This is a genomic window from Pseudomonas cremoricolorata DSM 17059 = NBRC 16634, assembly GCF_000425745.1.
In the GTDB taxonomy this organism is placed as follows: domain Bacteria; phylum Pseudomonadota; class Gammaproteobacteria; order Pseudomonadales; family Pseudomonadaceae; genus Aquipseudomonas; species Aquipseudomonas cremoricolorata.
In genome coordinates this window covers 350873-367602 of sequence record NZ_AUEA01000002.1, presented here as the reverse complement: position 1 = coordinate 367602, position 16730 = coordinate 350873, and the positions used below count along the sequence as shown (strand labels likewise).

Genomic DNA, 16730 nt, shown 5'->3' with positions numbered 1-16730 from the left:
TGGCCACTACCTGAACCCCGGCGCCCGTTCGATGAGCGACAAAGACACCATCTCCATGCACCTGGTGCGTGAAGCACTGCTGCAAAGCTGCCAACCCGGGCCCGACACCGACTCATTGCTGACCCGCGTCGGTATCGACCCTCGGCAACTGCAGCGGGTCGATGCCCGGGTGCCCAGCCAGACCTACGCAGCGCTGTGGCGCCAACTGGCTCGGCATTGCCGCGATGAATTCTTCGCCATGGATGCCCGCGGCTTGCCCAGCGGCAGCCTGGCCTTCATGGGCCGCGCGAGCATGGCCCAGGCCAGCGTCGGCGAGGGCATCGACACCGCCCTGGCTTACCTGGCGCTGGCACTCGAGGGCTGCAAGCCGCGGCTGGTACGCGAGCACAGCGTGGCCCAGGTGGTGCTGCTCGAAGCGCATCGGCAGCCGGCGCGGGCCTTCACCTACTTCACCCTGTTCATGCTCATTCACGGCCTGGCCTGCTGGTTGGCGGGCCGGCGCATCGCCATACTCGCCGTCGACCTGCGTGCGCAGCAGCCGCAGTACTGCGACGACTATCAGGTGATGTTCTCGGACAACCTGCGCTTCGCCATGCCCAGCACCCGCCTGATCATCGAGGGCAGCTGCCTTGACCAGCCGATCCGCCGTACTGCCGATGAGTTGCAGCAGTTTCTCGCCCAGGCGCCGGGCAACATTCTGGTGAGGTACCGCGACCCGACCAGCCTGGGCCGGCGCATTCGTGCCGACCTGATGCAGCTCGACCCGGCGACCTGGCCAGACGCCGAGCGGCTGGCGCGCACGCTGTGCCTGTCGGTGTCGACCCTGCGCCGTCGTCTGGCCGACGAGGGCCAGACCTACCAGGGTCTGAAAGACAGTGTGCGGCGCGAGCTGGCGGTGGCCTGGCTGGCCGAGCAGGGTGCGGCCATGGAAACCATCGCCGAACGCCTCGGTTATGCCGACAGCAGCTCGTTCTACAAGGCCTTCCGCAAATGGTTCGGCTGCAACCCCGGGCATTACCGCACCCTGAGCGTGAGCGCAGCGAAGCCCTAGCCGCGCAGGGCAACCATTCCTCCTGCTGCCGCGATACACATCCCCGCACTGTGGCGCTCCTTACCAAGAGGAGCTTTCCATGACTCAAACACCGACCCTCGGGCAGCCGGTTCACCCCAGCGACGCCTTCATCCGTTCGCAGTTGTCGCCCTGGCTGACAGAGGCGACACCTGCGCAAATCAATAGCCTGCGCGACCGCTTCAAGGCATACCGCAGCAGCCATGAGCAGGTGCGCGGGGCGACCGTCGAGCTGATTTCCCTGCAAGCCTTCGCCCGCCAGCACTTCCAGGGCTTGCTGGCGGCGTACCTGGGCGCTGACGAAAGCGTCGATCGACTGGAGTGGCTGGTGGTCAAGCCGAGCATTCCCAGTATCGCCTTGCCCGGCTGGACGATCCTGCAACCGCAGTACCGCCGTGAGCCGGCGCTGTTGCGGTTGATGCAGAACTTTCCGGCCAATACCTCGTATTTTCTGGGCACGGGGGTGGTGCGCCCCGGTGGCTATGATCTGCTCGCCAGCGACACCGATGCGCTGATCGCCGACTGTCGCCAGCAGGATATCGGCAGCCGCTATCAGCAACTGCTGGACCGGGTTTTCGTCAACGAGACACTGGAGCTGCTCAGCGCCGACAAACGTGCCGGCTTTCTTCTGGCTGCGCAGATCGCAGCGCTCAAAGGGCAGTTGTCTGCCCCGGCGCATGCGGCGCTGCAACGTCTGATCGAGACGGACCAGGAGCCGTGTACCGAGGCTTGCCTGCACGCTACCGCGAAGCGGGTGAACATGCTCGGACAGCGCCTGGCAGACCTGCTGGCGATCGAGCTGCGCGATGCCGAGGGCACGCTGCACAGCGTCGTGCTGTATCTGCCCAGCGATAGCACGCAGGCCTTCCGTCGCTTCGCCGACTGGGCGGCCCTCACCAACGCGCTATTGGCCGATTTGCGGCGTCCAGGCTACCGCCAGGTATTCAGTCAGCTGGTCGGGCTTGAGCAGCGTCCTGCCTTTTTGATGCTGTTGGGCAAACGTCTGTCGGATGCACGGCCTGATTTGGCGCTGCAGGCCGTGGGCGTCGACGGCGATCTGTTCACCAGCCTCGTGGCAGAGCAGGTCGCCGGCATCCGGGCCGACGCCAAGCTGTTGTTGGTACCCACGGCGCTGGCCGACGCTGGCGCGGCGAAAGCGCGCCACGCGCTGTGGAAGACCGCAGGCCTGAGCCTGGTGACGCTTTCCGGTTTCTTCATTCCGGTGGTCGGTGCGCTGCTGCTCGGGCAGCTTGTGGTCCAGGTTGCCTCTGAAGTGTATGAAGGGGTCGAAGACTGGAGCCACGGGCATCAACATGAGGCCCTCGATCACTTCCTGGGCGTCGCCGAAACGGTCGCGGTGGCAGCGGTAGTGGCGGCGGGTGGCTCGGCTGTCGCGCGCGGCTTCGCCCGCAGTGGGCTGGTCGACACCTTGCAGCCGGTACTGTTGGAAGACGGTAGCAAGCGCTTGTGGTCGCCCGACCGCAGCCCTTACGAGGGACAGCCGGAAGAACCTGTAGCCCTGGAAAACGGCCTGTATGGCGTCGGCGAACAGCGCTGGATGCGTATCGGTCAAGCCTGGTACGAGGTGCACCGTCCTGACCCTGATGGGCCTTGGCGATTGCGTCATCCGCAGCGGCCCGAAGCCTATGGGCCTGTGGTAGAGAGCAATGGTCAGCGCGGCTGGCGCATGCAGCTGTCGCGCCCGCTGGAGTGGCACAACACCGCGCGCATGCTCTCGACCCTGTGGCCGCAGGTGCCGGCGTTGGAGTCGGCGCAGACGCTGCAGGTGCTGCGCATCGCGGGCATGGATGGGGATGAACTGCGCGGCCTGCTGGTCGAGAACCGCCCCGCGCCCGCCAACCTGCTCGACACGTTGCGACGCTTCGATGCACGCAAACGCATCGATCGCTTCTTTGCCCATCTGGCCGAGCAGCACCCGCAGCCGGACAAACAAATTCAAGCCTGGTGCCTTGCCCAACCGGGTATCGCCGGACTCGATGCGCAAGCACTGGGCGATTCGCTGTTGCGTCAGCAGGCTCGCTTCACTCAGCCGCTGCTCGAACACCTGAGCGCGCCGACACTGCCCGAAGACCCCTTGCGCACTTTGCTGCAACGCGACTTCCCAGGCCTGCCTGACCTTTACGCCGAGCAAGCGCTGGAGGGCGTCGAGGATGTGCAGCGCGAGGTCGCGCTGACCGAGCAGCGCGTGCCCTTGGCGCTGGCACGTCGGGCACGCAGTCTGCGGCAACTGGCTCGGTTGAGTCGCGCGGTCGAGGGGCTGACGTTCGACAGTGCCTATGGCGATGACAGTGCCGATCTGGCCGTGGCATTGCTGCGGCGCCTGCCCAATTGGCCATTGGCGCTGAATATCGAAGTGCGCGAGGGCAGTGCATGGGGGCGGCGGGTCGCGATAATGGACCCCCAGGGGCCGGACGCCGCGCTCAGGGTGCTCGCCCATGTCAATGGACGCTTCGAGCTGTACGACGCGCAGATGCAAGCGCTGGACGTAGAGGTCGACGAGCCTGCGGGGTTGTTCGAGGCGCTGGCTGCGCTGCTGGCGCCTGAGCAGACCCAGGCACTGGGTCTGAGTGGGCACGAGCCGGCGGAGCAGTTGCGCGAGCGACTGTTGCAGTCGCTCCCTGTGCAGGCTACCCGTCGTCTGCAATTGCTCGGCTGGCGTGCCGAGGCACCCTGGTTCAATCCCGGTCAGCGTCTGCCCGACGGTCGAGTCGGGTACTTGCTCAGCGGGCGCGGGCAGTCATCGGCTTCGCACAGGATGCTGCGTGAACGCATCCGCGCGCTGTATCCCGGATTCACCGACCAGCGTGTGGAGCGGTATCTGCAAGGCCTGCTCGCGGCCAGTGACTCACCCTTCGAACTGCTCATGCAGCAGGAAGCGAACTACCAGCGCATGGATCACGCGTTGCTTCGCTGGGAAGCCGCGCAAGGTGCGCAGACGACCCAGCGCGCCCGCCAGCAGATGGCTGCCAGGCTGCGCCAGTGCTGGCGCCTGCAGGGAGAGGTGGAGCTGGACAGCAATGACCAGGAACTCGGCATGCGCCTGGATATCAGCGGATTGCCTGTGCTGGAACTGCCTGAGATGCCACAGGAGCTGGAGATGAGCCATGTGTCGGTACTTGTCGTGCGCAGTACGCGGCTACGTGAGGTACCGACCAGCTTCCTGCGTGGATTCAGTGACCTGCGCCGCCTCAACCTTGGCAGTAATGAGCTCAGTCGCATCCCCTCGGCACTGGGCTATCTGAGCCGGCTGCGTATCCTTAACCTCGATCACAACCAGATTCGCGTCGATGAAGCCGGCGAAGGCATTCTGGCGGCGCTGCCACAGTTGTCATCGCTCAATCTGAGTTACAACCCGCTGGGTGATTTCCGTCTGCGCTTCCACTACCTGTCACGGCTGGCCTGGGTAAGCCTGCGTTATTGTCAACTGAGCACCTGGCCCTCGGGGCTCGACCTCTGCGGTTTCCTGGACACTGCGGATTTGCGCAACAACCAACTGAGCGAGATTCCCGACACCACCCTGCAAATGCCCTTGGCCTACCGTCGCACCTTGTTGGTACAGGGCAATCCGCTGCCGGCCGAGCAGTTGGATCTGTTGTTCAGCTTGACCGAGCACGATCAGGCTCATGGCGATGCAACGCTGGGGGCCTCGCACCCATCGGGGCCGGCAGCCACCCGTGAACTGTGGCTGGCCCAAGCGGGCGCAGAGGGGCGTGGGGCGCGCGAGGAGCGCTGGGATCTGCTGTTTGGCCTGCCCCACAGCGGCGGGTTGCTGACCTTGCTCGGCGAGCTGCAGAACACCGCCGATTTCACGGGGGCCGCTGACTACCTGTGCGAGCAGGTGTGGTCGATGCTGACGGCGCTCGAGGCGGACGCCGACCTGCGTAGCCAGGTGTTCGTGCGGGCCAACGAGCCGCTGAGCTGCGAAGACAGTACAGCCGAGCGCTTCAGCGACTTGCAGGTGCTGGTGCTGGAAACCCAGGCGACCGCTGATGCCGCCTACCATGAACGAGGTGCGCGACTGGTCAGCCTGGGTCAGCGGCTGTGGCGCCTGGCAAGGGTCGAGCAGTTCGCCCGCCAGGATATGCTGCAGCGCAGTGCCGAGGGGCGTGGTGTCGACGAAATCGAGGTCAGTCTGTATTACCGCATCCATCTGGCCGAAGCCCTCGATCTACCGTTACAGCCCCGCAGCATGCATTACGCCAGCGTGGCGCGGGTCAGCCCGCAACAGTTGCAGGCGGCGCTGAATTTCGTGCGCAGCGGCGAGACACGCGAAGCGTTGGCCGAGAGCCTCAGCCAGCGGACCTTCTGGCAGCGTTACCTGGACACGAGACATCCTGCGTTATTCAGCCAATTGCATGAGCAATATGCCGATGAAGGCTCGCGCCTCGATGAACAGCAGGACACCCTGGACAGCGAGCAATACCGGCAACGCTGGCAAGTGCTCAGCACGCGTCGGGAAAGTGCCTTGCATGCGCTGCGCGTACGCCTGACCCTGGATGTGCTGGATGAGGAGGCCATCGGCGTCATTCACGTCTGACCCTTGACGGCCAAAGCGGTCAGCGCGCCTGACAGCTTTGGCCATTGCCGCTCTGTACGACCCGCGCGACTATCTTGGTCACGACGGTTCAGCTTCTTTCCTGCCAACCCATCCGCTGCCCATGTTCTCGCCAACCGTCGTCGGGCCTGAAGGACGACACCCATGCTCATTGCCAATACCCCCTTCATCGTCAGCGGTGCCGCCTCAGGGCTTGGCGCCGCCACGGCGCAGATGCTGATCGAGGCCGGCGCTCAGGTGCTGCTGGTCGACCTCAACGCCGCGGCAGTCGAGGCCAAGGCCGCCGAACTGGGCCGCAACGCGCGCTTTGCCGTGGCCGATATCAGTGACGAACACGCCGCCAAGGCTGCGGTGGATGCGGCCGTCGAGGCCTTCGGCGGCCTGCGCGGGCTGGTCAACTGCGCCGGCATCGTCGCCGGCGAAAAAGTGCTCGGCAAGCAAGGGCCGCACGCGCTGGCAAGCTTCACCCGGATGATCAACGTCAACCTGATCGGCAGCTTCAACCTGCTGCGCCTGGCCGCCGCCGCCATGGCCGAAGGCAGCGCCGATGACGGTGGCGAGCGTGGGGTGATCATCAATACCGCGTCGGTCGCCGCCTTCGACGGGCAGATCGGCCAGGCGGCGTACTCGGCCTCCAAGGGCGCCATCGCCAGCATGACCTTGCCAGTGGCGCGGGAGCTGGCGCGGTTTGGCATCCGCGTCATGACCATCGCCCCGGGCATCTTCGAAACGCCGATGATGGCCGGCATGACCGAAGAAGTGCGCAGTTCGCTGGCCGCCGGCGTACCGTTCCCGCCGCGCCTGGGACGGCCAGAGGAATACGCCGCGCTGGCGCGGCACATCATTGAAAACAGCATGCTCAATGGCGAGGTGATCCGTCTCGACGGCGCCTTGCGTATGGCCGCCAAATGACCAAGGACACCCCCATGACCCTCGCTCGCGACCCCATCGTCATCGTCAGCGCCGTGCGAACGCCCATGGGCGGCTTGCAGGGCGAGCTCAAATCCCTCAGTGCACCGCAACTGGGTGCCGCCGCCATTGGCGCCGCGCTCGAGCGCGGTGGCATCGAGCCTGAGGCCGTCGACCAGGTGCTGTTCGGCTGCGTGCTGTCTGCCGGACTCGGCCAGGCACCGGCGCGCCAGGCCGCGCTGGGCGCCGGCCTGCCGGCACAGACCACCTGCACCACACTGAACAAGATGTGCGGCTCGGGCATGCAGGCGCTGATTCTTGGCCATGACCTGCTGCTGGCAGGCTCTGCCGATGTGCTGATCGCTGGCGGCATGGAAAGCATGAGCAACGCGCCGTACCTGCTCGACAAGGCCCGTGGCGGATACCGCATGGGTCATGCTCAGGTGCTCGACCACATGTTCCTCGACGGCCTGGAAGACGCCTACGACAAGGGCCGGCTGATGGGTACCTTCGCCGAGGATTGCGCCCAGGCGCACGACTTCAGCCGCAAGCAGCAGGACGACTTCGCCATCGCCTCGCTGACCCGCGCCCAGCTGGCGATCAGCGACGGGCGCTTCGCCGAAGAGATCGTCCCGGTGCAGGTCACCGAGGCCCGCCAGACCCGTATGGTCAGCGACGACGAGCAGCCGCCCAAAGCGCGCCTGGATAAAATCCCTCAGCTGCGCCCGGCCTTCCGCGAAGGCGGTACGGTGACCGCGGCCAATGCCAGTTCGATTTCCGACGGCGCCGCCGCGTTGCTGCTGATGCGCCGCTCCGAAGCCGAGCGGCGCGGCCTCAAGCCCCTCGCGGTGATTCACGGCCACGCAGCGTTCGCCGACCAGCCGGCGCTGTTTCCCACCGCACCCATCGGTGCCATCGAAAAACTCATGCAGCGCACCGGCTGGCGCCTCGATGAGGTCGATCTGTTCGAAATCAACGAAGCCTTCGCGGTGGTTACGCTGGCCGCGATGAAGCAGCTGCATTTGCCCCACGACAAGGTCAACGTCAACGGCGGTGCCTGTGCGCTGGGACACCCCATCGGCGCCTCGGGTGCACGGATTCTGGTGACGTTGATTGCCGCGCTGCGCCAGCGCAACCTGCGCCGCGGCGTCGCGGCCATCTGCATTGGCGGTGGCGAGGCCACCGCCGTTGCCCTCGAATGTCTGTGATGAGGTGAAGCATGCTGGTCAGCGACGAACAACAACAGATTGCCGATGCCGTGCGCAGCTTCGCCCAGGAGCGCTTGAGGCCCTTTGCCGAGCAGTGGGACAAGGCCCACCGCTTGCCCCGTGAAGCCATCGATGAAATGGCAGAACTTGGCCTGTTCGGCATGCTGGTTCCCGAGCGATGGGGCGGCAGCGACACCGGCTACGTGGCCTACGCCATGGCCCTGGAAGAGATCGCCGCAGGCGATGGCGCCTGCTCGACGATCATGAGCGTGCACAACTCGGTCGGCTGCGTGCCGATCCTGCGCTTTGGCAGTGACGCGCAGAAGCAGCAGTTCCTCACCCCGTTGGCCACAGGCGCCATGCTCGGCGCTTTCGCCCTCACCGAACCGCAGGCAGGCTCCGATGCCAGCAGCCTGAAAACCCGGGCGGGGCGCGACGGCGAGCACTATGTCCTCAACGGCAGCAAGCAGTTCATCACCTCCGGGCAAAGCGCCGGGGTGGTGATCGTCTTCGCAGTCACTGACCCTGAAGCGGGCAAGCGTGGCATCAGCGCTTTCATCGTGCCCACCGACACCCCGGGGTACCAGGTGGTCAGGGTTGAAGACAAACTCGGCCAGCATGCCTCCGATACCTGCCAGATCCAGTTCGATGACGTACGCGTGCCGCTGGCCTACCGCCTGGGCGAGGAGGGCGAGGGGTATCGCATCGCACTGGCCAACCTGGAAGGCGGGCGTATCGGCATCGCTGCGCAGTCGGTGGGCATGGCGCGTGCCGCCTTCGAGGTGGCGCGTGATTACGCCCGCGAGCGGCAGAGCTTCGGCAAGGTACTGGTCGAGCACCAGGCCGTGGCGTTTCGTCTGGCCGACATGGCCACCCGCATCGCCGTGGCGCGGCAGATGGTGCTGCACGCCGCGGCGCTGCGCGATGCCGGAAAACCCGCACTGGTCGAAGCGTCGATGGCCAAGCTGTTCGCCTCGGAAATGGCCGAGCAGGTGTGTTCCGATGCCTTGCAGACCCTGGGCGGATATGGCTATCTGAGCGACTTCCCGCTAGAGCGCATCTACCGCGACGTGCGGGTCTGCCAGATCTACGAAGGCACCAGCGACATTCAGCGCATGGTCATTGCGCGCAACCTCTGAAGGAGCCCCCATGGCATTCGAAAGCATTCTGTTGGACATCCACGGCAAGGTCGGCCTGATCACCCTGAACCGGCCGCAAGCGCTCAACGCCTTGAACGCGCAGATCGTCGCCGAGATCAACCAGGCCCTCGATCAGCTCGAGCGCGACCCGCAGATCGGCTGCGTGGTGCTCACAGGTTCCGCCAAGGCATTCGCCGCCGGTGCCGACATCAAGGAGATGGCCGAACTCGGCTATCCGCAGATCTACACCGAAGACCTGTTCAGCGATGCCGACCGCATCGCCAACCGGCGCAAGCCGATCATCGCCGCGGTGTCCGGGTTCGCCCTTGGCGGCGGCTGTGAACTGGCGATGATGTGCGACTTCATTCTCGCCGCCGACACGGCCAGATTCGGCCAGCCGGAAATCAATCTTGGCGTGTTGCCGGGCATGGGCGGCACCCAGCGCCTGACCCGCGCGGTGGGCAAGGCCAAGGCCATGGAGCTGTGCCTGACCGGTCGCCTGATGGGCGCCGAGGAAGCCGAACGCGCCGGCCTGGTTGCGCGCATCGTGCCGGCTGACGAGCTGCTCGAAGAGGCGCTGAAGGTGGCCGCGAGCATCGCCAGCAAGTCGATTCCGGTGAGCATGATGGTCAAGGAGAGCGTCAACCGCGCCTTCGAAGTCACCCTCAGCGAAGGCGTGCGCTTCGAACGCCGGGTGTTCCACGCAGCGTTCGCCACCGAAGACCAGAAAGAAGGCATGGCCGCGTTCATCGGCAAGCGCGAGGCGCAGTTCAGGGATCGCTGATGGTCTTGGCGCTGCTTGCGCGAGCGATCGGGCCGCAGGGCGGCCCGTCACTGCCTGACGCGTAGCTTCAGGTAGATGAAGCAGCTGTGTCAGGGGCGGGCGCGATTCAAAGCATCCGCCGCAAAACATCCTTGCTCGGGTCGCGGTCAAGGAAGCGGTGTTTCAGCGCGCCGGCAACGTGCAGGGTGATCAGCGCCAGCAGGCTGTAGGCCAGCACCTTGTGCAGCCACTGGAAGACCACGAACCAGTCATCGTTCTTGGGCAGCAATTCCGGCAGATCGACGCCGAAGAAGAATACCCCGTCACTCATGGTGAAGGTGCTCGACATCGAGTAGCCCATCAGCGGTACCACCACCAGCAGCACGTACATCGCCCGTTGCACCAGGCTCGACAAGCTGCGCTCGAACGGCGCCAAGGTCTGCAAGGGGCGGGGGATGTGCGGTGTGCGCAGGCGCACCGCGATCTGCGTCAGCACCAAAAGAAACGCCAGCACGCCGAACGACTTGTGCCAGGGGTAGTAGAGCTCGAACTTGCTGGGTATTTCATCGTCCATGCCGGTCATGTGCCAGCCGGCCCAGAGCAGGCCGAGGATCAGCACGGCGCGGGTCCAGTGCAATACCCGCAGTGAGGTCGGGTAACGGTCGATTGCCGTTCGTTGGTATGCAGTCATCACGGTGTCTCCACGCTTGGCGCAACCTGCGCAATGAACCGACGCCCCGCCGCAGGCTGCTCGCCGGGGCGTGGGCGCAGGGGTCAACTCGGCAGCAGCACCGTGATGACCTTCTCTTCGGTGTAGGCCAGCGCGCCGCTGAACCCGCCTTCACGGCCGATCCCGCTGGTCTTGACCCCGCCCCACGGCAGGTTGGCGTCCAGCGGGCTCCAGCAGTTGATGCCCACGGCACCTGCTTTGATCGCCGCGGCGACGCGGTGCGCGCGCACCAGGTTGCCGGTCCACACCGTGGCGGCCAGACCGTAGGCGGAGTCGTTGGCTAAGGCAATCGCTTCGGCTTCGGTGTCGAACACGATCAGCGTGCCCACCGGGCCGAAGATTTCTTCCTGGGCGATGGCCATGTCATTGCGTGCGTTGGTGAAGATCGTCGGCCGTACGAACCAGCCTTTCTCAGGTGTCGAGACGCCGCCGGCCGCCAGTGTGGCGCCCTGGTCGATGCCCAGCTGAATGTAGCGGTTGACCCGCTCGAACTGCGCCTTCTTCGCCACCGGGCCCATCTGCACGCCGTCCTCGCGCGGGTCGCCGACCTGCACTGCCTGCGCCGCCTCGGCCAGCGCGGCGCCAAAGCGTTCGGCCAGGCTGCGCTGCACCAGGATGCGCGAGCCGGCCGCGCAGACCTGGCCCTGGTTGGCGAACAGGCCCAGGGCGCAGCCGCGCACGGCATCGTCGAAGCTGGCATCGTCGAAGACGATCTGCGGGCTCTTGCCGCCCAGCTCCAACGCCACCTGCTTGAACAGCACGCCGGCGGTGCGCTGAATTTCGCGGCCCGCCTCGGGGCTGCCGGTGAAGCTGATCTTGGCCACCTGCGGGTGTTCGCACAGGGCCTTGCCGACTTCGGCGCCATAGCCGGTGACGACGTTGATCACGCCATCGGGAAAGCCTGCTTCCTGGGCAAGACCCGCCAGGTGCAAGGCCGATTGCGGGGTTTCTTCCGAGGGTTTGATCACCACCGTGCAGCCGGCCGCGAGCAAGGCCGCCAGCTTCCACACGGTGATCATCAGCGGCGAGTTCCACGGCACGATCGCCCCGACCACGCCGACCGGCTCGCGCACGGTGTACGACAGGGTCTTGCTGCCAAAATAGCCGCCGGTGGGGATGGTGCGGCCTTCGAGCTGGTTGGCCCAGCCGGCAGCTGCGCGCAGGTTGGCGATGGCGTTGGGCAGATCCATGCGCCTAGGCTCGATCGGCGAGCGGCCGATGGCGTTGGCGTCGAGGTCGGCCAGATGCTCGCTGTCGCGCTCCACCAGGTCGGCCAGTTTCGCCAAGAGCCGCCCGCGCTGGGCACCGTCGAGCTGGCTCCAGGCGCCGCCCTCGAGCTGGGCATGGGCAGCGGCCACGGCACGTTCGACGTCCTCGGCGTTGCCGCGCGCCGAACTGCCGTAGACCTGTTCGGTGACCGGGTCGATGAGCTCGATGCGCGCACCGCTGCCCTCGACCGACTTGCCTGCGATGAAGTGATTCAGATGCTGAGTCATGGGGGTGTTCCTTGCGAAGTGGGCAGGCTCACGCCTCGAGCGAGGCCAGCGCGTCGCCGAAGATGTCCAGGGCCTTGAAGAACAGCGCCCGCGAGATGGTCAGTGACGGCATGATGCGCATCACGTTGCTGTAGCGCCCGCAGGGAATCATCAGCACGCCGTGGTTCATCAGATAACCCATCAGTTGGCCGATTTTCTCGCCGGCCAGCGGCGTCTTGCTGGCGGCATCTTCGACCAGCTCGATGCCGATCATCAGGCCGCGTCCGCGCACCTCGCCGACCAAGCGGCTGTTGAAGCCACGAATGCGTTCCTGTGCTTCCAGGCCCAAGGCGTGCGCGCGGTTGAGCAGGTCGAGTTCAGGGTCTTGAAGAATGCTGATGTTGGTCAGTGCCACCACCGCCGACAGCGAGTTGGCAGCGAAGGTGTTGGGCATCGAGCCGTCGGGAATCTGCGCGGCCAGGTCCGAGCGCATCATCAGCCCGGCCATCGGCAGGTCGCTGCCGATGCCCTTGCCGAAGGTCAGCATGTCCGGCTTGACCTCGGAATGCTCGACCGCCCACATCTTGCCGGTGCGGCCCGCGCCGGCCTGCACTTCATCGACGATCAGCAGCGCGCCGCTGCGGTCGCAGGCCTTGCGCAGCAGTTGCAGAAATTCAGGCGACGGCGGCACGTAGCCGCCTTCGCCCTGAACCGGCTCGACGATCACCGCAGCGACGTCATCGGCGGCGGTGTAGGGGGTGTTGAGCAGATAGTCGACGTACTCGCCGGCGATCTGCTCGGCGCTCTTGTGGGTGGTGTCGAAGGGGAAACGGTAGGCGTAGGGGTAGGGCGCGTGGATCACCCCGCCCATCTGCGCGCCATAGCCTTTGCGATAGGCGGTGCCGGTGGTCAGCGCGCCGGAGGCATGCCAGACGCCGTGGTAGCCGCCATGGAAGGCGATGATCTGGTGCCGGCCGGTGATGCGCTTGGCGAATTTGACCGCCGCTTCCAGGGCATCGCTGCCGCTTTGCGTGAAGAAGGTGATGCAGTCGCCGCGCAGCCCCGGCGGGGCTATTTCGGACAGCTTGGCCGCCAGCTCGGTGCGCCGCGTGCTGTTGATTTCCAGGGCGTGCATGAGCACTTCGGACTGCTCGCGAATGGCCTGCACCACCTGCGGGTGGCAGCGGCCCACGCTGCTCACGCCGACGCCTGCAGAGAGGTCGATGAAGGTGTTGCCGTCCGGGTCCTTGAAGGTGGCGCCGAAGGCCCGGTCCATGGCGATCGGCATGCGTCCGCCGCCGCGCGCCATCGACTCGGTGCTGGCCGACAGCGCCAGCGCTTCGCGGGTGTTGGGGCCAGGCAGTTCGCTTGAGACGATGCGCGGGGCATCGGCGAAGTGCAGCGCTTCGAGTTGAGCTTCGTTCATGGGGTGTTCTCCGGGGTGGATTCTTCGAATGTCTCGATCATCTACGGCGCCCATTCCAGGGCGGTATCCCGAATCGGCACATGCTGCGCGCAAACCCCCGTTGTTGCGTACCGAGCGTCACAAAACGCTTGCAGGCCGGATGCGGTATGCGAGTATCGAAAAAGACGGCGATCCCAAAAACAATAAAAGTGCTGGAGGCTTGTAATCCCATGCGACATCAGACGATCAGCCATTTTCACGACATCCACGTGCATGCCGCCACGGTTCAGCAGTGGAATCAAGACTACAACCAGCTCACCGCAGGCTCGGCCGAATGCTCGCTGATGCAGCTGACCACCGCCGGCTGCCATGTGTTTCTCGAACAGATCAACCAGCGCGTGGTGCAGAACGGCGTGGCCCCGCGCGGCAAGATGTGTTTTGCCCTGCCGCTGAACGTGCCCGGCTCGATTCGCATGCAGGGGCGCGACGTCGACGAGAGCAGCCTGTTCTTCCTCCACGGTGGCGAGGAGTTCATGTTTCACATGCCCCAGGGCATGCAGCTGCTGTCGATCACCTTCGACCGCGAGCTGTTCGAGCAGGCCCTGGAGCAGACCATGGCTGCCACCGAGCTGCAGCAACTGCTGCGCCAGCCGGTGATTCGCGTATCGCCCCAGCGCTTCGCGCAGACCCGCCGACGCCTGCTGGCGCTGTTCGCCGACACCCTGGCTCAGGATGAACTCGATACCCTGCCTGAGCGTGAGTCGGCTCTGGAGCAGACCATGCTCAGCGAAGTGCTGAAACTGATGATCGACCCGGCCTGTGACAAACAGCAGCGCAGCCCCAGCTCGACGCGCAGTTTCATCGTCGAGAAATGCCACCGCATGGCCCTTGCCCAGTTGCTCGATTCACCCAGTGTGATGGAGTTGTGCCAGCGCCTGCAGGTCAGCCGCCGCACGCTGCAGAACAGCTTCCGCGCGGTGGCCGAAACCACGCCGCTGAACTACCTGCGCTCGGTGCGCCTGAACGGCGTGCGCCGCACCCTGATGTCGACCTGCGCCGCTGAGTTGTCCATCGGCGATGCGGCGGCCAACTGGGGTTTCTATCACCTCAGCCACTTCGCCGCCGAATACGCCGAGCTGTTCGCCGAGCTGCCTTCGCGTACCACCCGCGCCGCGATCCCCGCGCGCCGCTGCGCCTGATTACGGTCGCCAGGACGCGTTTGATTGCCGATTCAGGCTACGGATGAGCGTGGCCTGAAGGCTACGCTAGGGTCGCGCTCACCTTGCCCTTCGCCCTACCGGGCTCGCACTCGACGCGTTGCCGGGGCGACAGCGCATGGGCAGGTGTTGCGCCAGCACTGAGGGCATGCAATGGACAACACGCAGAGGTTGGAGGAGCCGGCGCAGCTTGCGGCGTACGGCCAGAAAATTGTCAGCAGCGGTGTGCTGGGCAAGTCACGGCGCATGATTCGCCTGTTCGAGTTCCTGCTCGAGCGGTCCATCAGCGGCACCACCACCAAGGAAATCGAAATCGCCCAGGTGGTGTTCGGCCGCACCACCGACGTCGACCTGACCGCCGACGCCACGGTGCGCGTGCACATCCACCGGCTGCGCAAGAAACTCGCTGGCGTGCCGGTCGATGAGCACGGCCAGCGGCTGATGCTGCCGCGTGGCGACTACCGCCTGGTGCTCGCTGCTGGCGATGTGCCAGGCCCGGATGAGCTACCGATACCGCAGCATTGGCGGCGCTGGCGCTTTGCTGCGGGCGCGGCCTTGCTGCTGGCGCTCAACGGGGCAGGCTGGGCGTTGTGGGGCGGCCAGGGGCCGCAGGATGCGCGCACCCACAGCCGGTTGTGGCAGGGCGTAGCCAGCGGCTCGGCGCCGGTGCTGGTGGTCTCGGGGGATTTCTATGTGTTCGGCGAGCAGAACGCGGCCGGCGCCATCACGCGCATGGTCGCCGACGAGGCGATCACCTCCAGCGCCGCGCTCGACCAGTACAAACAGCGCGTGCCCAGCCTCGGCCAGCACTACGTCGACATGAACACCTACCACCTGCCCAGCGGCCTGGCTTCGGCGCTGGTGGCGGTGGCGCCGGTGGCCAGCGCCACGCGACCACGCCAGCCGAACCTGGTGAGTAACGTCACCACCTCGCGCTTTACCAACGAAATGCTCAGCAACCACGACATCGTCTATGTCGGGCTGCTCGACAGCCTGGGCGATCTGAAGGAGCCGTTCTTCGACCTTTCAGGGTTTTCGCTGGCCGGCAACGGCGCGGCGCTGATCGACAAGGCCAGTGGCGAGCGCTTCGAGTCGGACTGGGACGAGCCTTCCAGCGAACGCATCATGCGCCACGACTACGCCTACCTGGCGCGCTTTCCCGGGCCTGCGGGCAATCACATCGTGGTGGTCGCCGGGATCATGGACCCGGCGCTGGTGGAAGCGGCCAAGCTGGCCTCCAGCACGCAGGAGCTGGGCCGTTTGCAGGCGGCAGTCGGCGACAGCGCCGCCTTCGAGGCCTTGTACGAGGTGCGCACCTTCGGCCCGTCCAACGTCGCCGCCGAACTGCTCATCGCTCGCCCGCTGGATGTGGGCACGCTGTGGCGCAGTCGCAAGTCAGCGCTGGCCCAGGCACCCAGTGCACAAACGCCTGCAGTGCTTGGGGCTGCATCGAAATAAGGATGCCCCGCCGAATCGAACAGCGATTCGGCGGGGCGGGTGCGGGGCCTCGGCGGACGGCATTCGCCGCGGCCCCGAACGTCAGGGGAGCTCGATGAACAGTTGCGCCTTGTCGCGGCGCACCTTCTTCATGCTCACCAACCAATCGTTGTCGCTGTCACGGTGACCGAGGGCCAGCAGCACGGCGCTGTGCAGGCCCTGCTCGGGCAGTTGCAGCAGCTCATCGACCGCCTGATTGTCGAAGCCTTCCATGGGCGATGCGTCGATGCGCGCTTCTGCGGCTGCCAGCAGGCCGAAGCCCAAGGCGATGTAGCACTGTTTGGCGGCGTGGGCGGTCTGTTGCGCCTGGCTCATGGCGCCGAACGAATCGAGCAGTGACAGCCGGTAATCATCGGTAACGCTGCCGGGCAACTGACGGATGTCGTTGCTGAACTCGAAAAAGCCGTTGATTCGTTCTGTGGTGTAGGCATCCCAGGCGGCGAACACCAGCAGGTGCGAGGCCTGGGTGATCTGCGCCTGGTCGTAGCACAGCGGTCGCAGGCGTGCGCGCAGCGCCGGATCGCGGATGACGAACACCGTGTAGGGCTGCAGGCCGGAGCTGCTGGGGGCCAGGCGGATGGCTTCGAGGATGAAATCGAGCTTGTCCTGGGCGATGGTTTCAGCGGTGTAGCTTTTCGTCGCGTAGCGCCAGTGGAGCGAGTCTAGCAGTGCCATGGGAGTGTCCTTGGGTCGAAAAAGAGCAGCAGCGGCGCGCTGTGTGTGCGCCGCGCTGCCGATCAGG

The 16730-nt window shown here is 65.7% G+C and carries 12 protein-coding genes; 8 read left to right on the top strand and 4 right to left on the bottom strand.

The annotated features are described in order from the left end of the window. The first annotated feature begins 31 nt into the window (after positions 1 to 31). From H618_RS0104025 to H618_RS0104000, 6 genes are all read left to right on the top strand, one after another. Positions 32 to 1051 (top strand): AraC family transcriptional regulator, encoded by a 1020-nt coding sequence (locus H618_RS0104025; RefSeq protein WP_028693843.1) that lies wholly within the window; start codon positions 32 to 34, stop codon positions 1049 to 1051. 79 nt (positions 1052 to 1130) lie between these two features. After that, a complete protein-coding gene (locus H618_RS21210) occupies positions 1131 to 5627 on the top strand; it encodes an NEL-type E3 ubiquitin ligase domain-containing protein (RefSeq protein WP_050577198.1) in 4497 nt (1498 codons plus the stop codon). A 162-nt stretch (positions 5628 to 5789) separates the two neighbouring features. Continuing rightward, entirely contained in the window at positions 5790 to 6557 is a 768-nt protein-coding gene (locus H618_RS0104015; RefSeq protein WP_028693842.1) for an SDR family NAD(P)-dependent oxidoreductase, read from the top strand. Between the two features lie 14 nt (positions 6558 to 6571). Next, positions 6572 to 7762 (top strand): acetyl-CoA C-acyltransferase, encoded by a 1191-nt coding sequence (locus H618_RS0104010; RefSeq protein ID WP_028693841.1) that lies wholly within the window; start codon positions 6572 to 6574, stop codon positions 7760 to 7762. A gap of 11 nt (positions 7763 to 7773) precedes the next feature. Beyond that, complete coding sequence (locus H618_RS0104005; RefSeq protein WP_028693840.1) at positions 7774 to 8901, top strand: acyl-CoA dehydrogenase; 1128 nt, start codon at positions 7774 to 7776, stop codon at positions 8899 to 8901. Positions 8902 to 8911: 10 nt separating this feature from the next. Then, positions 8912 to 9685 carry an enoyl-CoA hydratase gene (locus tag H618_RS0104000; protein WP_028693839.1) on the top strand — a complete coding sequence of 258 codons (774 nt, stop codon included), beginning with the start codon at positions 8912 to 8914 and terminating at the stop codon, positions 9683 to 9685. A 106-nt stretch (positions 9686 to 9791) separates the two neighbouring features. Here H618_RS0104000 and H618_RS0103995 read toward each other — a convergent pair whose 3' ends face one another. From H618_RS0103995 to H618_RS0103985, 3 genes are all read right to left on the bottom strand, one after another. Continuing rightward, entirely contained in the window at positions 9792 to 10355 is a 564-nt protein-coding gene (locus H618_RS0103995) for a cytochrome b (RefSeq protein ID WP_028693838.1), read from the bottom strand. 83 nt (positions 10356 to 10438) lie between these two features. Further along, the gene (locus H618_RS0103990) at positions 10439 to 11890 is read right to left on the bottom strand and encodes an aldehyde dehydrogenase family protein (protein WP_028693837.1); all 1452 of its coding nucleotides are present in this window, start codon (positions 11888 to 11890) and stop codon (positions 10439 to 10441) included. Between the two features lie 28 nt (positions 11891 to 11918). Further along, positions 11919 to 13295 (bottom strand): aspartate aminotransferase family protein, encoded by a 1377-nt coding sequence (locus H618_RS0103985; protein ID WP_028693836.1) that lies wholly within the window; start codon positions 13293 to 13295, stop codon positions 11919 to 11921. A 209-nt stretch (positions 13296 to 13504) separates the two neighbouring features. On the opposite strand from H618_RS0103985, the gene H618_RS0103980 reads away from it, so the two are divergent. Both H618_RS0103980 and H618_RS21205 read left to right on the top strand, forming a co-directional pair. Further along, the gene (locus tag H618_RS0103980) at positions 13505 to 14473 is read left to right on the top strand and encodes a helix-turn-helix domain-containing protein (protein WP_028693835.1); all 969 of its coding nucleotides are present in this window, start codon (positions 13505 to 13507) and stop codon (positions 14471 to 14473) included. 171 nt (positions 14474 to 14644) lie between these two features. Continuing rightward, positions 14645 to 15949: a helix-turn-helix domain-containing protein gene (locus H618_RS21205; protein WP_050577197.1), complete on the top strand. Its 1305-nt coding sequence runs from the start codon at positions 14645 to 14647 to the stop codon at positions 15947 to 15949. An 81-nt stretch (positions 15950 to 16030) separates the two neighbouring features. On the opposite strand, the gene H618_RS0103970 is transcribed toward H618_RS21205, so the two are convergent. Beyond that, a complete protein-coding gene (locus tag H618_RS0103970; RefSeq protein WP_028693834.1) occupies positions 16031 to 16663 on the bottom strand; it encodes an NAD(P)H-dependent oxidoreductase in 633 nt (210 codons plus the stop codon). Positions 16664 to 16730 lie beyond the last annotated feature (67 nt).

Excerpts from the sequence above, each read along its gene's own strand:
- H618_RS0104025 (WP_028693843.1), top strand. The coding sequence starts at position 32 with ATGAGCGACAAAGACACCATCTCCATGCACCTGGTGCGTGAAGCACTG.
- H618_RS21210 (WP_050577198.1), top strand. The coding sequence starts at position 1,131 with ATGACTCAAACACCGACCCTCGGGCAGCCGGTTCACCCCAGCGACGCC.
- H618_RS0104015 (WP_028693842.1), top strand. The coding sequence starts at position 5,790 with ATGCTCATTGCCAATACCCCCTTCATCGTCAGCGGTGCCGCCTCAGGG.
- H618_RS0104010 (WP_028693841.1), top strand. The coding sequence starts at position 6,572 with ATGACCCTCGCTCGCGACCCCATCGTCATCGTCAGCGCCGTGCGAACG.
- H618_RS0104005 (WP_028693840.1), top strand. The coding sequence starts at position 7,774 with ATGCTGGTCAGCGACGAACAACAACAGATTGCCGATGCCGTGCGCAGC.
- H618_RS0104000 (WP_028693839.1), top strand. The coding sequence starts at position 8,912 with ATGGCATTCGAAAGCATTCTGTTGGACATCCACGGCAAGGTCGGCCTG.
- H618_RS0103995 (WP_028693838.1), bottom strand. The coding sequence starts at position 10,355 with ATGACTGCATACCAACGAACGGCAATCGACCGTTACCCGACCTCACTG.
- H618_RS0103990 (WP_028693837.1), bottom strand. The coding sequence starts at position 11,890 with ATGACTCAGCATCTGAATCACTTCATCGCAGGCAAGTCGGTCGAGGGC.
- H618_RS0103985 (WP_028693836.1), bottom strand. The coding sequence starts at position 13,295 with ATGAACGAAGCTCAACTCGAAGCGCTGCACTTCGCCGATGCCCCGCGC.
- H618_RS0103980 (WP_028693835.1), top strand. The coding sequence starts at position 13,505 with ATGCGACATCAGACGATCAGCCATTTTCACGACATCCACGTGCATGCC.
- H618_RS21205 (WP_050577197.1), top strand. The coding sequence starts at position 14,645 with ATGGACAACACGCAGAGGTTGGAGGAGCCGGCGCAGCTTGCGGCGTAC.
- H618_RS0103970 (WP_028693834.1), bottom strand. The coding sequence starts at position 16,663 with ATGGCACTGCTAGACTCGCTCCACTGGCGCTACGCGACGAAAAGCTAC.